This window comes from Jeotgalicoccus aerolatus, from assembly GCF_014635205.1.
Taxonomy (GTDB): Bacteria; Bacillota; Bacilli; order Staphylococcales; family Salinicoccaceae; genus Jeotgalicoccus; species Jeotgalicoccus aerolatus.
In genome coordinates this window covers 1,086,949-1,110,759 of the sequence record NZ_BMCN01000001.1, presented here as the reverse complement: position 1 = coordinate 1,110,759, position 23,811 = coordinate 1,086,949, and the positions used below count along the sequence as shown (strand labels likewise).

27 protein-coding genes and 1 pseudogene are annotated in these 23,811 nt (G+C 36.2%); 17 read left to right on the top strand and 11 right to left on the bottom strand.

Annotation, left to right across the window (positions count from 1 at the left end):
- Positions 1-46 precede the first annotated feature (46 nt).
- Together IEU81_RS05640 and IEU81_RS05635 are read left to right on the top strand one after the other, a co-directional pair.
- Positions 47-898, top strand: a complete 852-nt coding sequence (locus tag IEU81_RS05640; protein ID WP_186090649.1) for a hypothetical protein — start codon at positions 47-49, stop codon at positions 896-898.
- A gap of 293 nt (positions 899-1,191) precedes the next feature.
- On the top strand, positions 1,192-2,136 hold the full coding sequence (locus tag IEU81_RS05635; RefSeq protein WP_186090648.1) for a nucleoside hydrolase: 945 nt from the start codon (positions 1,192-1,194) through the stop codon (positions 2,134-2,136).
- A gap of 85 nt (positions 2,137-2,221) precedes the next feature.
- Here the strand turns inward: IEU81_RS05635 and IEU81_RS05630 are convergent, their stop codons facing one another.
- Positions 2,222-3,844 carry an ABC transporter ATP-binding protein gene (locus IEU81_RS05630; RefSeq protein ID WP_186090646.1) on the bottom strand — a complete coding sequence of 541 codons (1,623 nt, stop codon included), beginning with the start codon at positions 3,842-3,844 and terminating at the stop codon, positions 2,222-2,224.
- The gene (gene rsgA / locus IEU81_RS05625) at positions 3,819-4,796 is read right to left on the bottom strand and encodes a ribosome small subunit-dependent GTPase A (protein ID WP_186090644.1); all 978 of its coding nucleotides are present in this window, start codon (positions 4,794-4,796) and stop codon (positions 3,819-3,821) included. The genes IEU81_RS05630 and rsgA overlap by 26 nt, the downstream gene beginning before the upstream one ends.
- 461 nt (positions 4,797-5,257) lie before the next feature.
- On the opposite strand from rsgA, the gene IEU81_RS05620 reads away from it, so the two are divergent.
- From IEU81_RS05620 to IEU81_RS05610, 3 genes are all read left to right on the top strand, one after another.
- Entirely contained in the window at positions 5,258-6,874 is a 1,617-nt protein-coding gene (locus IEU81_RS05620) for a gamma-glutamyltransferase family protein (protein ID WP_186090643.1), read from the top strand.
- Positions 6,875-6,893: 19 nt separating this feature from the next.
- Entirely contained in the window at positions 6,894-7,379 is a 486-nt protein-coding gene (locus IEU81_RS05615) for a GNAT family N-acetyltransferase (protein WP_186090641.1), read from the top strand.
- A gap of 98 nt (positions 7,380-7,477) precedes the next feature.
- A complete protein-coding gene (locus IEU81_RS05610; protein WP_186090639.1) occupies positions 7,478-7,966 on the top strand; it encodes a TspO/MBR family protein in 489 nt (162 codons plus the stop codon).
- Positions 7,967-8,018: 52 nt separating this feature from the next.
- Here IEU81_RS05610 and IEU81_RS05605 read toward each other — a convergent pair whose 3' ends face one another.
- Complete coding sequence (locus tag IEU81_RS05605) at positions 8,019-8,633, bottom strand: class I SAM-dependent methyltransferase (RefSeq protein WP_186090637.1); 615 nt, start codon at positions 8,631-8,633, stop codon at positions 8,019-8,021.
- Positions 8,634-8,806: 173 nt separating this feature from the next.
- Here IEU81_RS05605 and IEU81_RS05600 point away from each other — a divergent pair.
- The 6 genes and pseudogenes from IEU81_RS05600 (at position 8,807) to IEU81_RS05575 (ending at position 14,276) form a co-directional block, all read left to right on the top strand.
- Positions 8,807-9,335, top strand: a pseudogene (locus IEU81_RS05600) (GrpB family protein).
- 40 nt (positions 9,336-9,375) lie between these two features.
- A complete protein-coding gene (locus IEU81_RS05595; RefSeq protein WP_186090635.1) occupies positions 9,376-10,086 on the top strand; it encodes a metallophosphoesterase family protein in 711 nt (236 codons plus the stop codon).
- A 15-nt stretch (positions 10,087-10,101) separates the two neighbouring features.
- On the top strand, positions 10,102-10,935 hold the full coding sequence (locus IEU81_RS05590) for an alpha/beta fold hydrolase (RefSeq protein ID WP_186090634.1): 834 nt from the start codon (positions 10,102-10,104) through the stop codon (positions 10,933-10,935).
- Between the two features lie 164 nt (positions 10,936-11,099).
- On the top strand, positions 11,100-12,350 hold the full coding sequence (locus IEU81_RS05585) for an amidohydrolase family protein (RefSeq protein WP_186090632.1): 1,251 nt from the start codon (positions 11,100-11,102) through the stop codon (positions 12,348-12,350).
- A gap of 255 nt (positions 12,351-12,605) precedes the next feature.
- Positions 12,606-13,439, top strand: coding sequence for a CPBP family intramembrane glutamic endopeptidase (locus IEU81_RS05580; protein ID WP_092596849.1), 834 nt, complete (start codon positions 12,606-12,608; stop codon positions 13,437-13,439).
- A 93-nt stretch (positions 13,440-13,532) separates the two neighbouring features.
- Positions 13,533-14,276 (top strand): SAM-dependent methyltransferase, encoded by a 744-nt coding sequence (locus tag IEU81_RS05575; RefSeq protein WP_186090630.1) that lies wholly within the window; start codon positions 13,533-13,535, stop codon positions 14,274-14,276.
- 71 nt (positions 14,277-14,347) lie between these two features.
- Here the strand turns inward: IEU81_RS05575 and IEU81_RS05570 are convergent, their stop codons facing one another.
- The 5 genes from IEU81_RS05570 to IEU81_RS05550 form a co-directional block, all read right to left on the bottom strand.
- Positions 14,348-15,430 carry an AI-2E family transporter gene (locus tag IEU81_RS05570; RefSeq protein ID WP_186090629.1) on the bottom strand — a complete coding sequence of 361 codons (1,083 nt, stop codon included), beginning with the start codon at positions 15,428-15,430 and terminating at the stop codon, positions 14,348-14,350.
- A gap of 188 nt (positions 15,431-15,618) precedes the next feature.
- Entirely contained in the window at positions 15,619-16,065 is a 447-nt protein-coding gene (locus IEU81_RS05565; RefSeq protein WP_092596855.1) for an 8-oxo-dGTP diphosphatase, read from the bottom strand.
- A 27-nt stretch (positions 16,066-16,092) separates the two neighbouring features.
- Positions 16,093-16,584, bottom strand: a complete 492-nt coding sequence (locus IEU81_RS05560; protein WP_186090627.1) for a GNAT family N-acetyltransferase — start codon at positions 16,582-16,584, stop codon at positions 16,093-16,095.
- Positions 16,577-17,302, bottom strand: a complete 726-nt coding sequence (locus tag IEU81_RS05555) for a DUF5694 domain-containing protein (protein ID WP_186090626.1) — start codon at positions 17,300-17,302, stop codon at positions 16,577-16,579. Before IEU81_RS05555 ends, IEU81_RS05560 begins: the two co-directional genes overlap by 8 nt.
- Before the next feature lie 40 nt (positions 17,303-17,342).
- Positions 17,343-18,599, bottom strand: coding sequence for a S41 family peptidase (locus IEU81_RS05550; RefSeq protein WP_092596862.1), 1,257 nt, complete (start codon positions 18,597-18,599; stop codon positions 17,343-17,345).
- Positions 18,600-18,754: 155 nt separating this feature from the next.
- On the opposite strand from IEU81_RS05550, the gene IEU81_RS05545 reads away from it, so the two are divergent.
- Together IEU81_RS05545 and IEU81_RS05540 are read left to right on the top strand one after the other, a co-directional pair.
- Positions 18,755-19,459, top strand: a complete 705-nt coding sequence (locus IEU81_RS05545) for a metallophosphoesterase family protein (RefSeq protein WP_092596865.1) — start codon at positions 18,755-18,757, stop codon at positions 19,457-19,459.
- A 70-nt stretch (positions 19,460-19,529) separates the two neighbouring features.
- On the top strand, positions 19,530-19,946 hold the full coding sequence (locus tag IEU81_RS05540; RefSeq protein ID WP_092596869.1) for a hypothetical protein: 417 nt from the start codon (positions 19,530-19,532) through the stop codon (positions 19,944-19,946).
- 54 nt (positions 19,947-20,000) lie between these two features.
- Here IEU81_RS05540 and IEU81_RS05535 read toward each other — a convergent pair whose 3' ends face one another.
- Both IEU81_RS05535 and IEU81_RS05530 read right to left on the bottom strand, forming a co-directional pair.
- Entirely contained in the window at positions 20,001-20,195 is a 195-nt protein-coding gene (locus IEU81_RS05535) for a hypothetical protein (protein ID WP_092596872.1), read from the bottom strand.
- A 21-nt stretch (positions 20,196-20,216) separates the two neighbouring features.
- Complete coding sequence (locus IEU81_RS05530; RefSeq protein WP_092596875.1) at positions 20,217-20,780, bottom strand: DEAD/DEAH box helicase family protein; 564 nt, start codon at positions 20,778-20,780, stop codon at positions 20,217-20,219.
- Between the two features lie 113 nt (positions 20,781-20,893).
- On the opposite strand from IEU81_RS05530, the gene IEU81_RS05525 reads away from it, so the two are divergent.
- Genes IEU81_RS05525 through IEU81_RS05510 form a run of 4 tightly spaced genes read left to right on the top strand, consistent with a single transcriptional unit; the run spans position 20,894 to position 22,348 of the window.
- Positions 20,894-21,091 carry a hypothetical protein gene (locus IEU81_RS05525; protein WP_035807443.1) on the top strand — a complete coding sequence of 66 codons (198 nt, stop codon included), beginning with the start codon at positions 20,894-20,896 and terminating at the stop codon, positions 21,089-21,091.
- 21 nt (positions 21,092-21,112) lie between these two features.
- The gene (locus IEU81_RS05520) at positions 21,113-21,574 is read left to right on the top strand and encodes a GNAT family N-acetyltransferase (protein WP_186090625.1); all 462 of its coding nucleotides are present in this window, start codon (positions 21,113-21,115) and stop codon (positions 21,572-21,574) included.
- A 3-nt stretch (positions 21,575-21,577) separates the two neighbouring features.
- Complete coding sequence (locus tag IEU81_RS05515; RefSeq protein ID WP_092596884.1) at positions 21,578-22,012, top strand: hypothetical protein; 435 nt, start codon at positions 21,578-21,580, stop codon at positions 22,010-22,012.
- A 6-nt stretch (positions 22,013-22,018) separates the two neighbouring features.
- Positions 22,019-22,348: a hypothetical protein gene (locus IEU81_RS05510; protein ID WP_092596888.1), complete on the top strand. Its 330-nt coding sequence runs from the start codon at positions 22,019-22,021 to the stop codon at positions 22,346-22,348.
- A gap of 608 nt (positions 22,349-22,956) precedes the next feature.
- Here the strand turns inward: IEU81_RS05510 and IEU81_RS05505 are convergent.
- Positions 22,957-23,796, bottom strand: a complete 840-nt coding sequence (locus tag IEU81_RS05505; protein ID WP_186090623.1) for an SDR family NAD(P)-dependent oxidoreductase — start codon at positions 23,794-23,796, stop codon at positions 22,957-22,959.
- Positions 23,797-23,811 lie beyond the last annotated feature (15 nt).

Sequence of the window (23,811 nt, the reverse complement as noted above, 5' to 3'; positions counted from 1 at the left end):
AACTATTTGCTTTAATAAAATTTAAAGAAAGAGAGCGGTCAGGAAGATGAACAAACTCATTAGTTTTTGGCACAGTAATAAGGAAAAGAATTGGTTTATTGTTTTGTTATTAATTATCTTTTTTCCAGTTGGTATTTATTTAATGTGGAGATACTCTGATTGGGGACAAAAACCTAAATATATTATTACTAGTTTTTTTGGAGTACTTGTATTATTGAATATGGTGATTACACCAACAGAAAATGAACCGGTTAGTAAAACAGATGAGGTTGAATCAAATGATGAAGCGGCAATGGACGAAGTAGAGAGTAAAGATCAACACACAGAAGCTGAAAAGGCAGCAGAAGAACAGCGTGAGAAAGAAGAAGCTGAAAAGGCAGCAGAAGAACAGCGTGAGAAAGAAGAAGCTGAAAAGGCAGCAGAAGAACAGCGTGAGAAAGAAGAAGCTGAAAAAGCAGCAGAAGAACAGCGTGAGAAAGAAGAAGCTGAAAAAGAATTGACACCAGAACAAGAAATTGAAGAAGCTGTCCGAGATAATCCGAGAGCAGTTATAAATGATCTTATCATTACTACGGATGGCACAGAGGCTATAGTATCTGTAACTTTTGAAGGACGTGATAATTTGACCTTGAATATGGTGAAGAGTGGTATATATGAAAACATGTCGAATATTTTATTTAGTCTTAAAGAATTAGATTATGAATTTATAGATATTACGTTAATGGCTCAATTACCATTGATTGATCAATATGGTAACGAAGAGCTATCAGTGGTAATGAGAGGGAATTATGATAGCACAATCTTGGAAAATATTAATCCTGACAATAAGTATACAGTAATGGATAATATACCTAACATCGCATTAAATTGGTATGAACATCCGGCTATGAGCAAGTGATTCATAATTTAAAAATTACCTTGTTATAGGGACTAGTTTTTGCTAGTCTCTATTTTTAAAATATTATCCACTCGAAGATTATATGTGTCTAGTACTCAATGAGAACTCATTTATAAAATTTAGTTTTTCTAATCATATAATGGTTTATACAAAGAAAAAGAAGAACAAAAATTAAAATAATTAAAGTATACTCTAATTATCTTAACCTCACTAAAGTCTTTTTAGAGGTTATCTAAACTAATTGTTATATTATTCAAATAATTAGAATAAAGATAATTATCAAGGAGAACATAATGAAAAAAGTAATCATAGACACTGACACTGCAGGAGATGACACGATAGCAATTCTAACTGCTCTACACAATCTCGACGTCCTGGGTATTACTATTACCGGCGGTAACGTTGATTTTAATCAGCAGATTGATAATGCGTTATATACGACTCAAGTTGCTGGTAGAACTGATATCCCTGTTTATCCGGGATACAGTAGCCCAATCTTCGATAATACTGAACAGGAACATACAACTGTTGAGGATGTTCATGGCAGCGATGGTATGGGTGATTCTTTCTTCCCCAAACCTGAGCGTTCTGCTGAATCGACGCATGCGATAGATTTTATCATCGATACGATTAACGAAAATCCAGGTGAAGTTTCGCTTCTCGCGATTGCGCCTTTGACTAACATTGCTATGGCGATTAAAAAAGATCCAAGTATCACGGATAAAATCGAACATCTTTATATTATGGGCGGAACGAATAATGCGCTCGGCAATATAGTGCCCGCTGCTGAGTATAATTTTTACGTTGATCCCGAAGCTGCTAAATTAGTGCTGCAGTCAGGGATTGAAATGACTATGGTCGGCTGGGATATGTGCACGGATTATTCTCTGATGTTCGATGAAGAGCATACTGAGATTGAAAGTTTTGGTACCGCAGGTTCACAGTTCTTTAAAGACGTGAACAAAGTAGTGAAGAAATTTAATAAAGAAGTACATAAACTGAATGGAACGACGCATCCTGATACGCTGCTGGTTGCAATTGCAGCTGATGAAAGGATTATGGAGAAGTCTAATAAATATTATGTTGATGTTGAAACAAAGGGAGAACTGACGCGCGGCTACAGTTTAGTTGATATCAATGGCCGGTTAGGTAAAGAGCCTAATGTCAGAGTGTGTGAAAAAGTGGATAGGGATTTATTCAAAGAACATTTGTATGAAGTGTTGAAAGCAATAGATTAATAGCCAGATTAGATTAATGATATGTGATTATAATAAAGCCTGTAGATAAATTTCTACAGGCTTTATTAAGCATAACTATTATAATTTATTTTATCTGATATATATAATCAAGTTCTTTACTTATCACATCATTTAGCCGGTGTGTAATCATTACTACAGTATAATTACTTCTTACCAGCCTTCTTTCTATTTCAACTGATGAGCTTTTGTCTATAGCTGAAGTCGCCTCATCAAGCAGTATGATTTCCCGTCCTCTTATTATCCCTCTGGCGAGTGCGATTCTCTGCTTTTGTCCTCCCGAAATATTTTGACTATTATAAGAAATGTAGGTATCTTCCTGAGCAGGTAATGACTTTATCCAGTTAGTCAGGCCCGTAAATTCTAAAACTTGATTAATCTCTTCTTGAGAATATTCCACACCTAACGTTATATTTTCTTTAACAGATCCACTGAAGATATGTGGCTGCTGACTTATATAGGTAAAGTTATCTCGCAAAGCTTCTGGTTTAATGTCATCATAATCTATACCATCCATTTGAATACTTCCTTGATATTCAGTTAAGTACCCAATCAATAAATTTAAAATAGAACTTTTTCCAGATCCTGATTCACCAATAATAGCGTATTTTCCTCCCTTATGAACCGTTAATGAAAAATCTTTTAAAATGGGGACATCGTCATATGCGAACTGTATATTTTTCATTTCAATGCATCTTTTAAATTGATAAGAACTATTCGTGTTCTTCGATAACTTATTTTTCACATTAAATTTTTCGAAAATCGGAGAAGTTGTTTTAAACTCAACAAGATTTGCGCTTAGACCTGTCAAACTGGAGAAGATAGTTGCTGAAAAATATTGTGCTGCAGTCAAAGTACCAATGGGCACTATATTTTTAAAGAATAAGTAGCCTGCCAGACTAATAATAAGTACCTGACTAATTAAACTTACACCGTTAGTAGTTGCTGACATTACTCCGGAATACTTTGCATAAGCGACTTTTTCTTTAGCTACTTTCTGTGATTCTCTAACAGTGTTATTTATAATATAATCTTTTAAGTTTAGTGATAGTATTGTACTGAAACCATTCATTAAGTCAGTTAGTTTAGTGGTCATTTTTTCATTTACACTTGTTACACTGAGCATTTGATTATTTAATCTTCTTTTAAATAGATTTGGTACTATCAGCATAATCACTGCAAGTAATATAACAGAGATATTTAAAGTGTAGTGGAAAGAAAGCAGGGCAATGCTGCTGAACATTATATTGAATACCTGAGAGGTAACCATCGATAAGTTAGCATATCCATATTCGTTGATTGTACCTACATCATTAATCATCCAGGAAACATATGTGCCGCTTTCATTCTTGAAAAATGTTTCATAATCTAAATCCGAAACATTTTTACTTATATCTTTCCGCATCTCTATATTCATTTGCTGAACAGTTGCAGAAAATTGCCATGTTTCCAGATAAATTTGTGCAACCCAAAATAAGAAAATGACTCCCATTATTAGTATCCATTTAAAGAATCCCTTAATATTATAATCTGCTAAAGCCGTGAGAGCATTTGCACTGGATAATCCCCATAAAGTTAAGCACAGAGAGCCAAGTATAATTATGAAAAACATTAACACATTGGGTTTCCAGCTTCTCTTTAAATACGTCCTTAAACTTAGCTGCTTATTTAACTTTTTTTCTTTGTTCATGGCGTAACTGTCCTTTGGCTACTCTTAAATTTTCCTTATATCTTTTATAATATGCTTCGCTCATCTCTCCGTTTTCTATGGCATTTAAAACTGCACATTTAGGTTCATGGGTATGTGTACAGTCGTTAAATTTACAATCTAATGACAGCTTCTGAATATCTTCAAACAATACACTTTTATCAATATCTCTAGTAGTACTGATTGTTTTAAATCCGGGTGAATCGATAATGTATGATTTGAGATTATCTGAGTAAAACATTTTTGTAGTAGTGGTAGTATGTTTCCCCTTACCATCAATACGAACTTCATTAGTATTCATTTTATAATCATTTAATAAATTATTTATAAGAGTGGATTTACCGGCTCCTGAAGCCCCGATTAACAGAGAAGTCTTATCTTTTAAGAATAATTTTTTAATATCTATTAACGACTCTTCACGTAAATTCGAGAACACAGTTACTTTAAAATTTGGATATACAGACAGTATTTTTTGTTTTATATCCTCAGCCAAGTCTTCGAAATCACCTTTGGATATAAGAACGTGCATATCAATATTGTCTTGCTGAAAAGTAAATACATATCGTTCAAATTTTGATAATGTAAATCTTTGATCAGCTGCAATCAAAACGAATAGCTGGTCAACATTTGCAGCAAGCAGTTGTTCATTCTCTGCTTCATGAAAACTCTTAGCAGCGTAGCTTGCCTTTTTAGTAACTGAATTTAATCTGGGTTTTACAGATGTGATCAGATTATAGTCATCAAATAGTGTATATTCTACAAAATCTCCGACAAACACTTCATTACTTTTTAAATTACTCACTGTTTCAGCTTTTTTAAATTCATAATTACTGTCAGCAATAGTATATATATAGTTTGTTTTTTCAATTACTCTTCCTATGTTTACTTCCTCTGCAATATTTAGCTCATTTTTATAGTTATTTATTCCATACATAAAATAATCCCCTTAACTTCTGTTATTTTTATACATAATCAATAGAAAAAGGCATTCCTTAAAATTTGAGTTAGTATTACCCAAATCTTAAGGAATGCCTTTAAATATATTTAATAACAAACTGGTATATTAAATGTATTTTATAAATATTATTAAGACGCCTTACTTAAATAAACAGAAATATACATTCTGGATCTAAATGCACGTCGATATTTACGGAGTGATTGGGTACTATAAATTTCTCATTATGTTTTAGATAAGTCATAGTAACCCCTCCTCTCAAATCTTAATACTAATATAACACAAAAGTTTATTTTGTAAACGCTTTATTTTAAATTGTTTTACTTATACAGAATGACTTCTATTTATTATCTCAAAATTCAGATTAAAAATTGTTCAGCAATTTCCCATTATGATAATCTTGATATAAACAACCGCTACATAACAAAGGGGATATTTTAATGAAAAATTTCGACACGCTCTACAATCCTTATCATTCACAGCGTAATCCTGTCGTCGCTAAAAAGGGGATGGTTGCCACGTCGCAGCCTTTAGCTGCTCAGGCCGGGCTTACGATTATGCAGAACGGCGGCAACGCTATTGATGCTGCGATTGCCACTGCTGCTGCGCTTACGGTTGTTGAACCGACGACTAACGGTATCGGGGGAGATGCTTTTGCGCTCGTCTGGGTGAAGGATACGCTCTACGGTTTAAATGGCAGCGGAAAATCACCCGAGTCCATTTCAATCGATAAAGTCCGCGCTGCTGGCTACAATGAGATTCCAAAATACGGATTTACTCCAGTTACTGTTCCCGGCCAGCCTGGTGCATGGGCTGAGCTGTCCAGACGTTTCGGCAAACTGCCTTTTAAAGATTTAATGCAGCCGGCCATTCATTACGCAGAAGAGGGTTATCCACTATCACCCGTGCTCGCAAAGTTATGGGACAGAGCGGCTGTCAGATTTAAAGAAGCTTTTGAAGGTAAAGAATTCGACCACTGGTTTGAAACATTCACACCAAACGGCCGGGCACCAAGAGTCGGTGAAATCTGGAAGTCACAGGACATGGCTGATACGTTAAGAGAACTTGCTGAAACTGAATGCGAGTCTTTTTATACCGGAAATATTGCCCGGAAAATAGATGAATTTTCGAGAGCGTATGATGGTTACATAACAAAAGAAGATTTAGCAGCATACAAACCTGAATGGGTGGATCCGATATCAGTGAACTACCGGGGATATGATGTCTGGGAAATCCCGCCGAACACGCAGGGCATTATCGCTTTATCGGCCTTAAATATACTTAAACACATGGACATTGAAGATAAGGAATCGGCAGATACATATCATAAGCAGATTGAAGCCATGAAGCTGGCATTCGCAGACGGAGAGAAATACATTGCAGATCAGGCGTATATGAAAGATGTTACAGCTGAAGATATGCTAAATGATGCGTATGCGAAAGAACGTTTGAAATTAATCACCGATCAAGCCGGACTGCCTGAAGCGGGTGAACCGAAAGCGAGCGGCACGGTATATTTGTCTACGGCAGATGAAGAAGGGAACATGGTATCGTTTATACAAAGCAACTATATGGGATTCGGTTCAGGACTCGTTGTACCTGGTACCGGGATTGGTCTGCAGAACAGGGGCTGCGACTTTAATCTGGATCCGGAATCGCCAAATGCTTTGGGACCTGATAAACGCTCTTACCATACAATTATTCCGGGTTTTATTACGAAAGGAAAAGACGCCCTTGGACCGTTCGGCGTCATGGGCGGATTCATGCAGCCGCAGGGTCATGTACAGGTGGCGATGAACACAATCGACTTTAACCATAACCCGCAGACAGCACTGGATGCGCCGCGCTGGCAGTGGGTTAAAGATAAGACAGTATGGGTGGAGAGGAATTTCCCGCATCAGATTGCAGAAGACCTGGTTAAACGGGGGCATAATATAGAAATGAAACTGGACTCGGGCGCGTTTGGCCGGGGACAAGCTATATGGAGAGATCCGGAAACAGGCATACTGTACGGCGGTACGGAAAATAGGGCGGACGGGCATATCGCAGCTTACTAAGCTTGAGGGAGGCAGAGCAATGAACTGTACTATACGGAGAATGCTGATTGAAGATACGAAGCAGGTGCAAGACGTAGCGAAGAAGAGCTGGAATGCGACTTACGAAGGCATTATACCAAACAACATTCAGGAGAACTTTTTAAAAGGTGCTTACAATGACGAGATGATGCAGAAACGTTTGAGTCGCTCCTTGCTGCTGGTGGCTGAAGCGGAGGACAAAATCGCAGGGTTTGCCAACTTCTCTCCGGTTAATGAACAAGGACAGACAGAACTGAGTGCAATATATTTATATCCTGAATATCAAGGATATGGGATAGGATCGGCACTTTTGGATAAAGGTATTACAATGCTTGGGAATCTGAAAGAAGTTCATCTTGATGTTGAAAAAGACAATATCATTGGTACGAATTTTTATGAGGCAAAAGGATTTAAAGTAGTGGATGAATATGACGATAATTTTGACGGTCATATTTTGAAAACTGTAAGAATGGTGTTAAAGATTTAGATCGCATGATTTGATGCGGTCTTATTCTTTCAGCAATTCCTCCGTGTCATATTTTTAATTAAGGGTATATATGACTAATGGTTAAAGGAGGATTTTTAATGAACAAGCTGGAACGTATTACTGATATTGCTTTACCAGTTATAGGCGGCAGTATTGTAGGTTTACTTTCGACAAAAAATGCAAAAAAGGATTATCAGGACTTTAAACAGCCTGCGTTTTCACCGCCGAAAGAAGCGTTTGGTATTGTATGGCCGATTCTTTATGCAACGATGGGAATTGCCCGGACAATCACTAAGTCATCACGAAAAGATTCTTCGAAAAATGCCTATTTGTATAACTCGCAGCTCGGGCTGAATTACTTATGGAGCATTCTGTACTTCCGATTTAAATTGAGAGGAACAGCGTTAATTGAAAGCTATGTCTTATTTGCGAGCGTCTTACTGACAACTGTTGCGTTTTACAAGACGAATAAATTTGCAGGCTTGTTATTGGTGCCGTATGTAGTTTGGACTGCTTATGCAACTTATCTTAACGCAGGATTTGTTGCATTGAATCACGATAAAGAAGAGTATGCAGGGGATATTTAATAATAAAAACAAAAACCTAAACAGTATTAATCTGTTTAGGTTCATCAAATCCCTACCTCTTACTCGCAATTAAATTGATATGCAATCCAGATGGATAGTCTATTTTATCAACTGTTAAGCCTGCATCTTCAGCGTACTGACGGAGTTCATACTCGAAAGGGTATTGTTCTGAGTAATCCCATTCTTCTCTGTATTTCTCTTTAGCGTCATCCATATCGCTTTTATTATTAAAGCCAATATCTAACAAATTCAAGGTGCCGCCTTGTTTTAATAATCTGCTGACTTCTTTGAAAGCATCTTCTCTTTTCGATAAAGGTACTTCATGGAAGCTGAAGCTCGATGTGATTAAATCAAAATAATCACTTTCAAATGGAATATTATTAAAATCTCCTGTTTCCACTTTAATAGATGGAAACTTCTTTTTAGCCTCTTCAAGCATTTTCGTTGAGATATCAACCCCGTAAACATTTTTCGCATCTTTAATATATTCAGCAATGAAATTTCCTGTACCGATGCCAATGTCTAAAACATTTCCAGCTGCTTCAGGGTAATTCTTATATGCTTTTTTAATACTGTCGCGATAACCGGTTAAAGGACCGCCGATGTCATCAATTTCTTCATCATAAGTCCCTGCCCAGTCGTCAAATAGTTCTGCAATGCTTCTCAAAAAATCTTCCCCTTTTTCGCGAGTACGTTTAAAACGTATCACCGATTTTCCTTACATCCATTATAGCAAAATATTTTTTGAATTTTAAGACTATAAAGAATGCCCTTAGATTTATATACTGGTTAATAAGATAGATAAAAACTTATCAAATTTAATCGAAGGAGATGCATTTGATGAAGTTAGGGCTGGGACGTAATGAAGTAAGAATTGTTGATTACAACAGCGATTGGAAGGCTGAGTTTGAAAGGATTAAAAAAGATTTGATGGAAAGTACAGGGCTTGAAGAAAATCGTATTGAACATATTGGAAGTACGGCAATAAAAGCTATGCCGGCCAAGCCGATTATTGATCTGCTGGTTGGAGTGGATAATTTGGAGTCAGTTGATAAGCCGCTGCTGCAGTCTTTTAAAAAAGCAGGTTTTTTTAAGACTGAAAGTGGAACGGCCGGGAGAGATTGTTCTGGCAAAATTTGAAGATGATTCCTATCAGGTAAAAACTCACTATATCCACCTGGTTGAGTATCAGAAGCCATTGTGGAAGAAACTTATATTTTTCAGGGATTATTTAAACAATAATGAACATGCACGTAATCGGTATTTAAATATTAAAGAGGAGTTTCTAAGAAGCAACTCTGAGGGGATAAGGGAATACACGGATTATAAAGAGGCATTTGTTAATGAAATAATCGATAAAAGAACTTAAACACGCAGAAGATGCAAAAAATTTATTTGGGGGACTGCTCATGAAAAGAATACTGGCTATCAGTGATATTCATGGTGAATTAAAACTTTTTGACAACTTGCTGGAAAAGGTGAAATATGATGCAGACGAGGATCAGTTAATCCTCTTGGGAGATTACATTGACAGGGGTCCAAACTCCAAAGGGGTTTTGAATCGAGTGAGTGAATTAAAGAGAAACGGTGCCATTGTATTGAGAGGTAACCATGACGAGATGATGCTGAATGCTGTGGACGGAGTACCTGAAGCCCTGGAACGGTGGGAGAGGAACGGTGCACTTATAACGTTGCAAAGTTATGATTCATCTATAGAGAACGTAACACTTTCAGCTGGAGCCGAATTTGAGAAACATATCTCTCTTATAAGAGAGATGGATTATTACTATGAAACAAAGGATTATATTTTTGTTCATGCGGGCGTCAGGCCGGATACACCTGTTCAGAAAACTGATCCGCATACTTTCGTATGGATTAGAGAATTATTTTATGAAAAATACTCAGGGGATAAGACTGTGATTTTTGGTCATACACCAACATCAGTCATCCGGCAGGAAAAGAATCATGATATTTATTTTGGAGGAAATAATATTATCGGTATTGATGGAGCAGCGACCTATGGCGGACAGCTCAATTGTCTTGAACTACCTGATAAAAGAACGTACTCTGTGGCGAAAAATAAGGAAGATTCTCAATTTATTGTGAAGCATCTTTCCTAAAAGGGGAAATGGATTATGTTTGAAACTAAATTAGTGGAATCAGCGAGAGGCATTTTCGAAGTGTTTACTTACGGTCAAGGGGAACCGTTAGCATATACTCACTTGTACAGCGAATATAATTCAAACGGAGATATTATGTCTCAGCAGTTAAGTGATCATTATAAAGTATATGTGATTAACTTGCGGGGTGCGGGGCAATCTGATGACCAAACTGAAGACTATACCTACAGTATGGATGATGCGATTCATGATCTGGAAGCGGTAAGAAAAGCGCTTGATATAGAGAAATGGGCCTTTGCTGGTCATTCTACCGGCGGGTTTTTAGCTTTGAAATATGCCGTTATGTATCCGGAGTCATTAACTAAAATAATAGCAGGCGGCTTATGTGCTTCAGGTGAATATATGAACCATCCAGATAGTATATACTGCGCAAAAAATCCGAATAACCAGCGTATGAAAGATATATTTACAGAAATGCGTTCGCCGGAAGCGACAAGCGAAGAACGAAATGAATTGGCTAAAGAATGGATTATGATGTCACTCTACAGGAAAGATGCATATTACGATATGCTGAAAAGAAAAAACAGCGGCAGAACTTTAATGTTTAAAATAGACTACTTTACAGAAGAATTAAAAGAATATGATGTTAGGGATGAACTTAAGCATAGTGACATGCGTGCATACATATACTGCGGCCGTCATGATGCACAATGTCCTTACGTTTTCAGTAAAGAAGCAGCGGATTTAATGCCTAATGCAACATTAGAAACTTTTGAATACAGTAATCATATGCCGGATATTGAAGAGGAAGATAAATTTAAGAAGTTTTTAGAAAGCACAGTTTCGTAATTTAAAATCTCAGCTTCGAAAAAAGGGGATAGATGTGATTGAAGATAATGAGTTGGAAAATGCTAATAGGTTCTTCACGTCAGACCTATTTGGTAACAGGCTGGAGTTTATAGAATAGATATAGTTTAAAGCAACTTGAGCGAAACATAGGGGAGTGAGTCAGCTTGATAGAAATCAAAAATATAAATTGGGTTAATCTTGAAAACAAAACAATTGAAATGAAAGATATCAGTATTCATTCAGAAGATAAGATTGAAATTGATGGCAGAAGTAAATTTCTAATACCGGGTCTGGCAGATATGCATACGCATATTACACCGGCCAGTGCAAAGCATTATTTATACAGCGGGGTTACAACAGTGAGAAACACAGGCGGCAATTATGAACTGCTCAATATGATTGATAGTCTATCTCCTAAAGTATATGCGACTTATCGTTTTATAGACGGTGAACCGGGGTTATGGGGACCTTCATCGTATGGAAATATTTCTACGAATAATATCGATACCGCGCTAGCTGGTGTTGAAGAGCTGCATAAACAAGGCGCTAAATTCATCAAAGTATACGGTAATATTCAGGAAGATGTTTTAGAGGCAGTCGTTAAAAAGAGCAGTGAATTGAATTTGGAAGTTGCTGCTGACCTGCTACATACAAAATCTATTGATTCCCTGAAAGCCGCAGCTTACGGAGTAAAGTGGCTTGAACATGCATCGAGTATTGTTCACAGTCTTTACCCTGGTTATAATACTCAAATTCCCACGGAAGAATTTGAGCGTATCAGCCAAATTGAAGTGGATGAGCAGAGATTAACAGCAGTGTTGACTCATCTAAGAGAAAAAGAAGTGAAAATTGTACCGACTTTATCACTGTACAGACATTTGGCAGAAGGGCGGCCTTTTAATCCGTCAGAGCTCGAAAAGTCGAAACAAATGAAACTGCTGGGTGAGGACACGATATTTACTGTAAATGATCAATTTAATGCGATTGATGCTCAGCTTAAGGACGATTTTAGAAGAAGGCAGAAGTGGGAGTATGAACAAGTTAAAGCTATTACTGCAAAGTACTTAGAAATTGGCGGGGAAGTATATATCGGTACTGATGCACCTGCCGGCACATGGGTATACCCTGGTTTAAGCATGATAGAAGAACTGCATGAATTTAAGTCTTTTAACTTAGATGCTTTTGACATACTGAAAAAAGCAACAGTAGAAGCGAAAGCAGTTACCGGAGAAGATGATAGTTATCTGCTTCTTAATGGAAATCCTATTGAACAGTTCGAAAATATACTGGATATCAACACAGTTTTCGTAGATGGAAAAAGTTTTAAACACTCGGAAATTGCAAATCATATTATAGAAGCAGAAGAAATGATGAGGATGTTTGAAGAAGTTGAGAAAAAGTATGAGATATTGTAGAAGCTAATATAAATTCCGGGGGAATTATTATGGGGATTAGAAACTTAAAGTAAGTTCGTTTGGGCTCATATTAAATAAATTCTTTTTTTATCACTGTCTAATTTATAGTCTCCATTTTATAATAGTCTCCTCTTTAAATTTATATAAAATAGTCCTTATTAAAACAAATGAAGATATTCTTATGAAGAGAATGAGTATGTATTCTCATACTAAGATGATTGATTCTATAAAAGATTTATGTAAAGGGGAAATGTGATGAAGAACAGGACTGTCAGATTTACAATTGTTATTTCAACTATGCTTTTGATTCTCATATCATTGATATACATGCTTCTTGTTCACAACGGTATGGTTCAAGTCAGTGCAGATTTTGAAGAGGAGACTGCGATCTGGCAAGTTTGGATAATTGCTCTGTTTCCTTTGTTGATGACACTGAGGCCATGGGATAAGGAACAAATACAACCATTGTATAAAGAAGTGCCAAAGTCCACTTGGGCCCTTGTAACTCTGGCAATCGTTCTGATATTACTGATGATAGTGACACCGAAATCATATGTGTTCGACTTATTTTATATATACAAACTGATTCTCCTTTTCGTTATTCCTTTAATTATTATTAAAAGGGATTCAGTTAGAGAGATTATGACGATAAAAACCGTTCGCCGATGGAAAGAACCCTTGCTGGTTGTTGTGGTGTGGCTCGTGTTTTACATGTTGAGTCCTTTGTCTGAAGCGTCTACCTACGAAATAGATTTTCTTACCTTGCTGCTAGGTGCGCTAATCTCATTGATTTTGAATGCAGTATTAGAAGAGTTGTTTTATAGAAAGTGGTTGCAGTCGAGATTAGAAGCGGCTCTTGGAATTTGGCCTGCGATTTGTGTGAGTGCAGTGTTGTGGGCTTTATGGCATACTGGTATTCAAGGTTCCGGCGGTTGGATTGATTCAACTGCACATGCACTGGTACTGCATGGAATGATGGGTCTGTTTTTAGGTTATTTCTGGGCGAAATATCGGAACATATGGCTGTTGATATTTATACACGGCATGATGAATTTTCCGGTTATTCTAATCACGATGTGGTTTGAGTAAACGAAGTGAAATATGAAAGCAGGGATTATTATGGGGATTAGAAACTTAAAGTAGAATGGTTTAGCCGCATATTAAATTCTAGGAGATAAGAAAATGGAAAGTAATTGGGCAAACGATTTTTATAAAATGCAGTATAAGTTTATAGGTAATTATCCTGAGGGATATCATACAAAAGCAGCAAATGAAATATTGGAACAGGCTGGTAAACCGGTAGAATCAATGCTTGAACTTGGCGCGTGGGATGGAAGTTTAGCACGTGCACTTTCAAATCAAGTAGGTCAAATTACTACCGTAGAGTTAATAAAAGAAATGGTCGAAAAAGCAAAATCTCTTAATCCGGATAATATTGAAACAGTTCATGGCAGCTTTTATGATGTGACGATTAAACATAAATTTGATGTGATTATTTATATAGACGGTTTTGGTGTTGGTACAGATGATGATCAGTTAAAACTGCTCAAGAATATTAAGCATTGGCTGAAGGATGACGGCTGTGCACTTATTGATGTATATCAGCCGGAGCATTGGAAAAAAGCTGATGGTGTTGAAATGTATTTGAATCGAAGAGATATGCCTCACATTAAACGCAGATATTCATATGACTTTGAAGCGGATATTATGATGGATACCTGGTGGCATGAAAAAGATGAAAAACTTAACAGTACTCAGTATTTGAAGTGTTATACACCTGATGAAATCCATAATTTGTGCAGGCGGGCAGGATTAAATGTCACTGGTTATTTTCCGCATGGTGCGATGGATTATGAAAGTATGAAGTATCATGAACATGCTTCGCTGAAAGAGTGTCTGTCGTATAGGATTAAAGTAGTTAAATAACTAATCAATAAATTTACACATACGAAGAGCACACTTTCCATTTGGAGAGTGTGCTCTTCTTGATTCTTCAGTTATGAGACATTTTCTGTTGCGGTGTCTTTAATTTCCTGACGTTTCTCGTAGATGTTAATAACGATAGTCTTAACTACAGCATAGAATGGAATTGCCAGGATGATTCCCCAAATACCTGCGATGTTACCTGCTGCGAGTATCAAAGTAATAACCGTCAATGGGTGAACACTCAGCGCATTCCCCATCACATTCGGCGTTATGAGGTTCCCTTCAATTTGCTGTGCAATAAGCATAATGATTCCTACATATACAGCCATAATCGGATCCTGGAACAGTGCAATAATGATTGCCGGAATTACTGCAATATAAGGTCCTAGGAATGGAATAACATTGGTTACTACACCAATAAGTGCGAGTAAGAATGCATAATCCAGACCGATGATTAAGTAACCAATCAGTAGCAGAATTCCTACAACTAAGCTGACTAATAGTTGCCCGACAATATATGATTTTAAAGTGTGGTCTACATCGCCAAGTGTTTTACGAACCCATGCTTTTCTGTCTCCGGAGAAGAATTTTGAAACAAAAGGTGCGAACTTCTTGTGGTCAATCATAATATAAATCAGGAAAAACGGCACGAGTACCAGTGCAAGCACTCCCGAAAACAGGCTCATTATGAATGAACCGATACCTGAGCCGATAGTTGATGCCCAGTCTGTTAATTGCCCGGACACATTGCTGATCTGATCCTGAACTGCGGTTGGCATGTGTTCACGCTGTGTCACGAAATATTCTACGTAACCTTCTACAGTGTTAATAATTTCCGGAGCATTATCGATAAGCGAATTTACCTGCTGAGTAACAATAGGTGCGATAAGAATATAAAATAACCAAATAAGTAATCCCATCAAAGCAAAAATAATGATGATAGCTGACCACTTTGGGAATTTATGATTCATCAGAAAATGCAAAATCGGGCGGGTTAAATAGAAAAGTACTCCGCCAATCAGCAGAGGTACAAATATAGTCTGTATCACGGTGAAAATTGGAGAGAAAATCCCCTGCAGTTGAATAAGTAGTAAAATAATGATTAAAGTAAAAATTACAGCGACTGCTGTTTGAAACCAGCGTTTTTGTGTCATAGAAAAGCCTCCTCATATCTTATGCATATACCCAAATGAGAGTAGAATATGGGAGGAATAGAGATTTAGTAAACGCATCTGGCTAGGAAATTCATAAAAGTAACAAATAATATATGTTAACTATTAAAGAGGTTCCAGCAAGAATAAGATTGTATACGGTATACTATATACAGTGTGTAATTTCGATATTATTTAAGCTGCACATTCCAAGATTCATCATAATAAAATTCGGAAAGAGTATCAGAATCCATTACCCGGAACATCTCATCAAAATCATTGGCCAGGTTATATGTACCAAGTTCATACTTATCAATCCAGAATACTTCACCTTCATCAGATGAACGGAGATTACCGGAATACTGATTTGTTTTATACATCAGTACAATATATCTTTCATCATCTTCAGTCTGAAACTGTTTCGTACCGCATATTTGCGGATTTTTTATAACCAGACCTGTCTCTTCAAACACTTCACGAATCACCGAATCCACAAAAGACTCATTCTTTTCAACTTTTCCACCGGGGAAAGTAACACCCGGCCAATTACTGCTGATCCGATCCTGTATTAATATTTGACCCTTATCGTTTTCTATCATACACATATTTGTAATTATCGCTTTTTCTGCTTTGGACATGGTGACCTCCGAAAAAATAATTGATATTTAGCTAAGATTCCAACCGTATAATCTTTCTATAGACTGCTTTCCACCGTATTCAACTGTTCTCGTACCTATAAACTTTCCGCCTAGTTTTTCATAAAATATTGTAGTGGGATTATCTTCAAATACGGAAAGTATCATATTTGTATAATTTTGTTCGATTAAAGTTACTTTAACAATTTCGAATAAATCTTTGCCGATACCTTTACCTTTTTGATCGGGGAGAACATGAATAGTATGTAATTCTGCTTCAAATTCTGGATGTTCTTGAAGTCTGTTTGAACCGCATCCAACGAAGGCAACTATCACATCATTGATTTCATATACGAATAAAGTATTTACTTCTAACGATTTTCTAATACCTTTGGTAATCTTATGTACACTCATTTGGTTTAAATAGTCTTCGGGAACAATATTTCTAAAATTTACTTGCCAGCTATGTACTAAAATTTGTGCAATATTTTCAGCGTCATCTAAATTTGCTTTTCTAATCAAGAGTGCCTCCCATATTATTATTTTCAACCCAGTCATAAAAAGTCATGACATCGAACTTATTCGATGCTTCCAAAAATTGTTTTAAAATATAAACGTGACCAGAACCGACTATAACTATTACTTGATCATTGTTATTTAAATTCTGAGTGATGTTATTAACCATAATCATATTTCTTTTATACCACCATGTCAGCCAGGGGATTGAAATATTCCAATCATCCCCAAGTAGCATCATTTGACCATACAATACTTCATCCATTTTATAGCTTTCAGGTTTATTCAGTTCCAAAGTGATTTTATATGAGTCATTCAATTTACTGAGTTTATCATGATGAGACTGTATCTCTTCAATCAGTTCAATGAATGATACATCGTTGTTTTGAGCCCATTCATAAACACCACTCATTCCATTAACCCCGTAACCTTGTTCCATCCAGTCCATTGCAATGACAGATTTAAGATTTAACTGTTTAGCAGTATAAAATCCCAAATCATAAGCTTCATTTTTATAGAAAACAACTGGATTATATCTATTGAAGCTGTCATTAATAACGTCCTGGATTTTTTCTTCCTGTTCAATACATATACGAGTTGGCTGGAATTTGATTAATGAATCTCTGAAAATGTTCACACTGTCTAAAAACTGCTCATCTGGGTCAGAGTGACTGAAAATTTCATGATAATGCTGAGTGCCTACAATCATAATTTCCGGTTTCATTTTGGCCTCTCCTCAAAGTATAAAATAAGTAGATTTTAAATTATCGTTCTTCTAAAAAATTTAAAGCAATGTTCATATCTATATCTGCCTGAAGATGTTCTGGTGTCCATTTCACGTAAGTATCAGGCTTTACTCCCGTGTCTTTGATTCCACTATCGAGAGAAACCATTCTGGACGTTGGGTAATACAACGAGAATTTTTCCTCCCAATCTTTATTAATTAAGTTGGAATAATCGTTTAACCCAGCTGTAGGCCTTCCTATGACAGCCACTTTAGCCGATCTGCTGGCAATGTCTACAAATATATCACCTGCACTGCCGCAATATACATCGGCTAGTACAATTATATTTTTAGGGAATTCAGAACCTTCAACTTCAAATTCTCCACCATTTTCAAAAGAAACGAAACCTTTACCGGAATTGTCTTGAAAGAAAGTAATCATGTTATCTAAGCTTTCTTTAAAAGATGTATCTGTTGTCTTGTCTTGTAATGATTTAAGCCCCTTAATCTGCAAATCTGCCGTTCTTTTTGTGATATTAAAATCCATTTTATAATTATCGAGGTTAATAATTGTTTTTCCTTCTGGAAAAAGTAAAGGTAAAAGCTGTTCAAAGCTTGAATCGCTGCCACCTCTGTTTTGACGTACATCTATAATTAAGTTTTCCAAATCACTTAATCTTTCCTGATTTGAGGCTATAATCTTTTCTATAGGATCCGGTGAAAAGAAATCAGTTAAAGTCATATTAAAAGTATTATGATTTAGCTTTTCTAAAGAATGAATGGGTGTGTACTGCTGCTTATCATAAAGTTTCAGATTGAAACTTGTAACCTCGCGATTATTATTCTCTATGTACAATGTATTGTACTTTTCAATAATATTTTCCCATCTCTGCCGTTCAGGTATTTCATCTCTCAATTCTCTTTTATGTTTAAGAGATAACTCACTTACTGTAAGCTTATCTAAAGCGATTACTCTATCTCCTGCATTCAATCTTGTTTCGCTCATAACCTCAGTAACGTAGAGAACATCGTTAAAACGTCTTACTTTAAAGCCGATATCCTTATTTGTTTTGGATTGCTCATCTTTAGCAATGAAAAACATATGTGGATCTTTAAAGTCTAGTAGATAATCATTAATAATATTTATAAAAGTATAATCATCTAACTGATGTTGATTACTTAATTCTCGAATATTCTCACGATATCTATCAGGTGAATCCCATCCTTGTTTATCCTTATGTCCGGCATAATCATTCTGCATAATATCAACAACTTCATTAAAAATATCTATATACATAAATTCACCCTGTCTTTTAAGTAGAACTAGTAAATACGATTTTATTCAATTATAGCTTTACTATCTGTTTTGTAAACGTTTACTAATTATAGTAATCTTAAATAAAGACTTGAACGCAAATGCACGGATAATCAAAAACATCATGGAGGCAATTCATGCAGCGAACATTAATTATTAGTGATATTCACGGGGAGTTAAAGCTTTTTAATAAATTGCTGAAAAAGATAAAATATAATGCTGATAAAGATCAGCTAATCTTACTTGGTGATTACATAGACCGCGGTCCGGATTCCAAAGGAGTATTGGACCGTGTGATGGCATTAAAGAAACAGGGTGCAATTGTTTTAAAAGGAAACCATGATGACATGATGATCGCTGCTGTAGATAATAAACCGGATGAATGGAAACGATGGGAAAGAGCAGGGGCACTTTCTACATTGGAGAGTTACAATTCATCTATCAAGAGCATGGAGCTGCCTGAATCGGATGAGTTTAAAGAACATGTAGCGTTCATAAGAGAAATGGATTATTTTTATGAACAAGATAATTATATATTCGTTCATGCAGGTATCAGACCGGATATTCTGTTTGAAGAAAACGAACGTCACACATTTTTATGGATCCGTAAATTATTTTATGAGAAATACTCGGATTATAAAACAGTTGTCTTTGATCATACACCGGTCTCTATAATCCGTAAAAAGAAAAATCACAATATTTACTTTGGTGAGAATAATATTATAGGAATTGATGGAGCTGCGACATATGGCGGTCAGTTAAATTGTTTGGAGCTACCCAGCAGAAAAACATACCATGTTAGAAAGAAATGTTTGTCTAAAATTTTCAAAAGAAAACATTAATAAAAAATCCAAATCTAATCATTATGATAATTTTAACTATTAGCTAACTAGATACAAAGGATGAAGAAATATGAGTGTTAAAGTTAAAAGGAAACTGTGGATATTTGCAGCATTCATTCCTTTGCGGATAAGATATAACAATAAATCAGTCGGCACATTATACGGCTCTCAGGAAGTTGAAATTCCGGGAAAAGATGAAGGAGAACTGAAGTACCATCAGCCCATTGGTCGGGATGATCAACTGAAAGTTAAAGCAGGTGATGTTGTACAGATTGAAGAAACAATGTTTGGAAAAGTACTGAGTACTCTTCTGATTCTATTCTTTCTTTATTTAACATTGAGTATATTTGAGGTGATAGATTTTACAAGCTATTCCAATTATGAACAGCTGCTCAGTGCCGAACGTATTGCATTGGGAGGATTACTGATTGTCGCATTAATTGGCTTCTTCTTTAAAACACATAAACTGGTCTTGCTGAACACGTAAGAGATACAAAACATCCCACAAACCGAAAGCCCGGATTGTGGGATTAATTTTTAATTAATAAGTTCTAAATATTTCCAAAATTAATGCAACGCCACAGAATATTACGCTAAAACTCACTGCAAAGATAATTACATTTTTCCACGGCAGTCTTTTGTCATCACGATTCATAAAGTTAACAAAAGTTGAAACTGCAAAGGTTGTTGCAAGAAAAAGAAGGAAAATAATAAGCCATTCTATAACTACTTCCATTTTAAAATCCTCTGATCTATTCTAGTTGTTATTAATCCAATCAATTATTTTCTCACTCGACTCTTTAACGCTTAACGATGTCACATCCAGCTTGAGATATTTATCTTCCTGAATTTCATTGTCGTATGAATTCAGTCTGTGCTTCTCAGCCGAACTCGTCAGTTCTGCATGTGAGAACTCCACATTCCGTTTCGAAGGCTTCTTCTTCAGCCTGTACTCAGTCGTGTTCCGTCTGATTCTCTCATCCAAATCAGCTGCCAGTTCCACGAAGTAAATGTCATGTGAGTCTTTATTAAAGATGTTTTTAACTGTATTGATGTAATCCCAGTCCTCCTGCATATCAAATGCCCAGACAAATGTAAAAACGATTCCCGGGTGTGAGTCATCTTCAGCTATATGCTCAAAAATCTCCATACGGATCTGATCTGACAATCTGAACGTATCCTTGTTCCAGCCGATGTACGGCCAAATCGCATCCAGTGTGACATGATTGTGCAGCAGCGGCAGGTTGAATGCCGTACCTACTTTTTCTCCGATAGTCATCTTACCAACAGCCTGCGGACCAAATATCAATATTATCTTCATAAGAACATCCTCCTGACACTAGTATTATTAGGAGTTTACCACATATAAAATATGATAAGATAAGTATAAATACATAAATAGAGAAGAGTGTAATAACGAAGGGGATAAAGACTATGAATAATGGGTCGGTTATTATTTTATATGTTCTGCTCACACTCAACGCCTTACGTTACGGAACTTACATCCTGGAAGGTCACTCAAGCTCATATTACATTACAATGCTCAGTCTGAACTTACTGGTAATAATCTTTACGATTACTTACAGAGCGGTTAAAGCGAAGAAATCATCAGAAGCGGATATTGCGGAATAATGCTTTAAAGGGGAAAAAAGCATGGAAACGAAATTACTGAAGGGAAATCAACAGCCGCCGATGGAATTACTGCTGACAGCTGACCCATCCGAGCAACTTGTGAAAGAATATTTGGATAGAGGACAATGTTATACAGCAGAAATTGAAAATCACACAGCAGGTGTGTACGTGTTGCTTGAAACGAGTGATGACACTATCGAACTCATAAATATCGCAGTTGATGAACAGTACCAGGGTAGTGGAATAGGCAAAGCCCTTGTTAAAGATGCGATCCAAAAAGCTGCAGATATGGGTTACAAAAAGATTGAAGTAGGCACCGGTAATTCAAGCATTGGCCAGCTTGCCTTATATCAAAAATGCGGCTTTAGAATATCAGATATTGATAAAGACTTTTTTGTAAGAAACTATGATGAAGATATTTTTGAGAACGGAATTCATTGCAGAGACATGATACGTTTGTCTCAAATACTGAAAGGAGATTAAGGAATGGAAATTACTGTTAAGAGGAGAACCTGGTTTCTCGGCTGGCTGCTACCTATCAGTATAAAATTCAACTCTGAAATAATCGGTTCTGTCGGCGGTTTTCATACAAGAACTATGGATATACCCGAAGAATCTGGTACGCTGACTTACTATCAACCGCTGGATCGCACCGACCGGATTGAAGTCAAAGATGGTGACTTAGTACTAGTTAAAGAAACAGTGATAAGTCAAATTCTGAATATAGTTTTTGTCGTATCATTGCTATTTTTTATAGTGAGCAACAGACTGAATATATATACTGAAAGCTATCCTTATCCATCAGATTTTTTAAAGGTTAGCGGTATAGCAGTCACTATAATATTTGTTGTATTTATAATCATCTCCTTTTTCTTCAATTCATATAAATTCGTAATAGAAAATAATTCATCTAAGGAGTAGTTCATAGTGGGTACATTTATCGCAATATTATTTGCAGCTTTCGTATTTTATTTTGTTATCAAGTATGCAGTCAGACAAGCATTGATTGAAGCTAAAGTGAACGAATCTGAGTTAAGCGCACAAGTCAGAGCAAATAATTTATTCAACCAGATACAGAATATACAATATGAAATTACGGCAGATACGAACTCTAATGAAGTGAAGTTGAAAGCGAAAGAAATTTACGATACCAGTTTTGATGTTTTAGTCTCTGACATGGCAGATGAAGAGAAAGTCAGACAACTTAAAATTAAAGAAAACGAAATGAATATGTTAAGGAGCGAGGATAGGATATGAATCAATCAAAAGATCCTGAATACATTGATCCCGCCAAGTTACGATCTAAGAATAAAAGACAGCTTGCAGAACCTATGAGTAAGGCTGATACAGCATTCGGACTATTAGAGATAATATTATATATTCCTCGTTTGATTATGCAAGTGTTCAGGTGGATATTTAATTAAAGAATGAATAAGGCTAAAAAATGATACAGATTTCTTAAGCAGAAGATTTTGTGTCGTTTTTTTATTTGTTTTACATTTGATATACAAATTAGAGAATTTTCGGTCTGTCGAATCATGACCGCAATTTAAAATAAAAGAAATAAGAAGGATTTATGTAGGAGTGAGAAGAACGTATATGAAAAAATTCATGAAACACTATATAAGACACCTGAGATAATAAAATTATTTATTGTCTTCTGTTTATTCATCTACTTTCTTATGGATATAGTGCCGGCATGTGAAAGTATGATGTAGATTATAGGTTATTCAATTCTTAGCGGCTTTGGGAGTGACCTGCTATCGGCAATTTATATGAAAACAAAAAGCAAGAAGGAAGATAAGTAAAAACATTTAACAGCATGGAGAAGGTACAGGTGTCTTGATCTGTACCTTCCCTGTATTTTAAAGGTGAGTCAGGTTCAGCACATCTAATGTCGCTGTCATAAGAGATGTTCTTGCATCTATATCATTCCCGTGTTTTTGCACTTTAAGAATTTTACCATTATGCATATATTTACCGTTGTATTTTTCAGGGAATTTCACAGCCATTACTGTCGAAAAACTGCCTTCTTCCGCAGTAAGAAAAAAAGGTGTCAGTACTTTATAGACCAGGTTGCCGAATCGTTCATTTTTCGGTGTTTTTCCTAAGTTAGTCGACACTGCTCCTGGGTGTACAGCCGTCGTTTTTAACCCCTCTTCATGATACGAGTCGTACAGGGCCTGCATCAGATACAAAGTACCCAGTTTCGACTGGCCGTAGTTCGTTACGGGGTTAAATTTTCTTCGTTTAAAGTAAGGTGCTTTTAACGGTGCGAATTTATATCCATTCGATGAAACAACAACAATCTGTTTTGCTTCGCTGTCAAGGACAAGCGGCAGCAGCAGGTGTGTCAGATAAAAATGACCGATATAATTTGTACCCATCATCATTTCAAAACCGTCTTTCGTTTCCTGCTTCGTTAAAGAAACTACTCCCGCATTTAATATTAAACTATCTATTGAATCGTATTTTTCTTTCATTTTATTTGCTGCAGCTTCTATTGATGACAACTCGCTCAAATCGCAGTGAATCACATCTATCTGAACAGGTGATTTTGTTTTTATTTCCTGTTTTAATACTTCTCCTTTATTTAAATTACGGACAAGAAGAACGATTCGGTCGAATTGATCAGCTAATTCCAAGGCAGTCGCTCTCCCGATGCCTGATGTTGGCCCTGTAATTGCCATTATATTTTCGCTCATTTAATCACCCTCTGC

Excerpts from the sequence above, each read along its gene's own strand:
- IEU81_RS05610 (WP_186090639.1), top strand. The coding sequence starts at position 7,478 with ATGAACAAGCTGGAACGTATTACTGATATTGCTTTACCAGTTATAGGC.
- IEU81_RS05520 (WP_186090625.1), top strand. The coding sequence starts at position 21,113 with ATGGAAACGAAATTACTGAAGGGAAATCAACAGCCGCCGATGGAATTA.
- IEU81_RS05640 (WP_186090649.1), top strand. The coding sequence starts at position 47 with ATGAACAAACTCATTAGTTTTTGGCACAGTAATAAGGAAAAGAATTGG.
- IEU81_RS05620 (WP_186090643.1), top strand. The coding sequence starts at position 5,258 with ATGAAAAATTTCGACACGCTCTACAATCCTTATCATTCACAGCGTAAT.
- rsgA (WP_186090644.1), bottom strand. The coding sequence starts at position 4,796 with ATGTATGGAATAAATAACTATAAAAATGAGCTAAATATTGCAGAGGAA.
- IEU81_RS05565 (WP_092596855.1), bottom strand. The coding sequence starts at position 16,065 with ATGTCCAAAGCAGAAAAAGCGATAATTACAAATATGTGTATGATAGAA.
- IEU81_RS05570 (WP_186090629.1), bottom strand. The coding sequence starts at position 15,430 with ATGACACAAAAACGCTGGTTTCAAACAGCAGTCGCTGTAATTTTTACT.
- IEU81_RS05615 (WP_186090641.1), top strand. The coding sequence starts at position 6,894 with ATGAACTGTACTATACGGAGAATGCTGATTGAAGATACGAAGCAGGTG.
- IEU81_RS05505 (WP_186090623.1), bottom strand. The coding sequence starts at position 23,796 with ATGAGCGAAAATATAATGGCAATTACAGGGCCAACATCAGGCATCGGG.
- IEU81_RS05515 (WP_092596884.1), top strand. The coding sequence starts at position 21,578 with ATGGAAATTACTGTTAAGAGGAGAACCTGGTTTCTCGGCTGGCTGCTA.
- IEU81_RS05545 (WP_092596865.1), top strand. The coding sequence starts at position 18,755 with ATGCAGCGAACATTAATTATTAGTGATATTCACGGGGAGTTAAAGCTT.
- IEU81_RS05635 (WP_186090648.1), top strand. The coding sequence starts at position 1,192 with ATGAAAAAAGTAATCATAGACACTGACACTGCAGGAGATGACACGATA.
- IEU81_RS05555 (WP_186090626.1), bottom strand. The coding sequence starts at position 17,302 with ATGAAACCGGAAATTATGATTGTAGGCACTCAGCATTATCATGAAATT.
- IEU81_RS05580 (WP_092596849.1), top strand. The coding sequence starts at position 12,606 with ATGAAGAACAGGACTGTCAGATTTACAATTGTTATTTCAACTATGCTT.
- IEU81_RS05525 (WP_035807443.1), top strand. The coding sequence starts at position 20,894 with ATGAATAATGGGTCGGTTATTATTTTATATGTTCTGCTCACACTCAAC.
- IEU81_RS05535 (WP_092596872.1), bottom strand. The coding sequence starts at position 20,195 with ATGGAAGTAGTTATAGAATGGCTTATTATTTTCCTTCTTTTTCTTGCA.
- IEU81_RS05575 (WP_186090630.1), top strand. The coding sequence starts at position 13,533 with ATGGAAAGTAATTGGGCAAACGATTTTTATAAAATGCAGTATAAGTTT.
- IEU81_RS05550 (WP_092596862.1), bottom strand. The coding sequence starts at position 18,599 with ATGTATATAGATATTTTTAATGAAGTTGTTGATATTATGCAGAATGAT.
- IEU81_RS05595 (WP_186090635.1), top strand. The coding sequence starts at position 9,376 with ATGAAAAGAATACTGGCTATCAGTGATATTCATGGTGAATTAAAACTT.
- IEU81_RS05530 (WP_092596875.1), bottom strand. The coding sequence starts at position 20,780 with ATGAAGATAATATTGATATTTGGTCCGCAGGCTGTTGGTAAGATGACT.
- IEU81_RS05590 (WP_186090634.1), top strand. The coding sequence starts at position 10,102 with ATGTTTGAAACTAAATTAGTGGAATCAGCGAGAGGCATTTTCGAAGTG.
- IEU81_RS05540 (WP_092596869.1), top strand. The coding sequence starts at position 19,530 with ATGAGTGTTAAAGTTAAAAGGAAACTGTGGATATTTGCAGCATTCATT.
- IEU81_RS05630 (WP_186090646.1), bottom strand. The coding sequence starts at position 3,844 with ATGAACAAAGAAAAAAAGTTAAATAAGCAGCTAAGTTTAAGGACGTAT.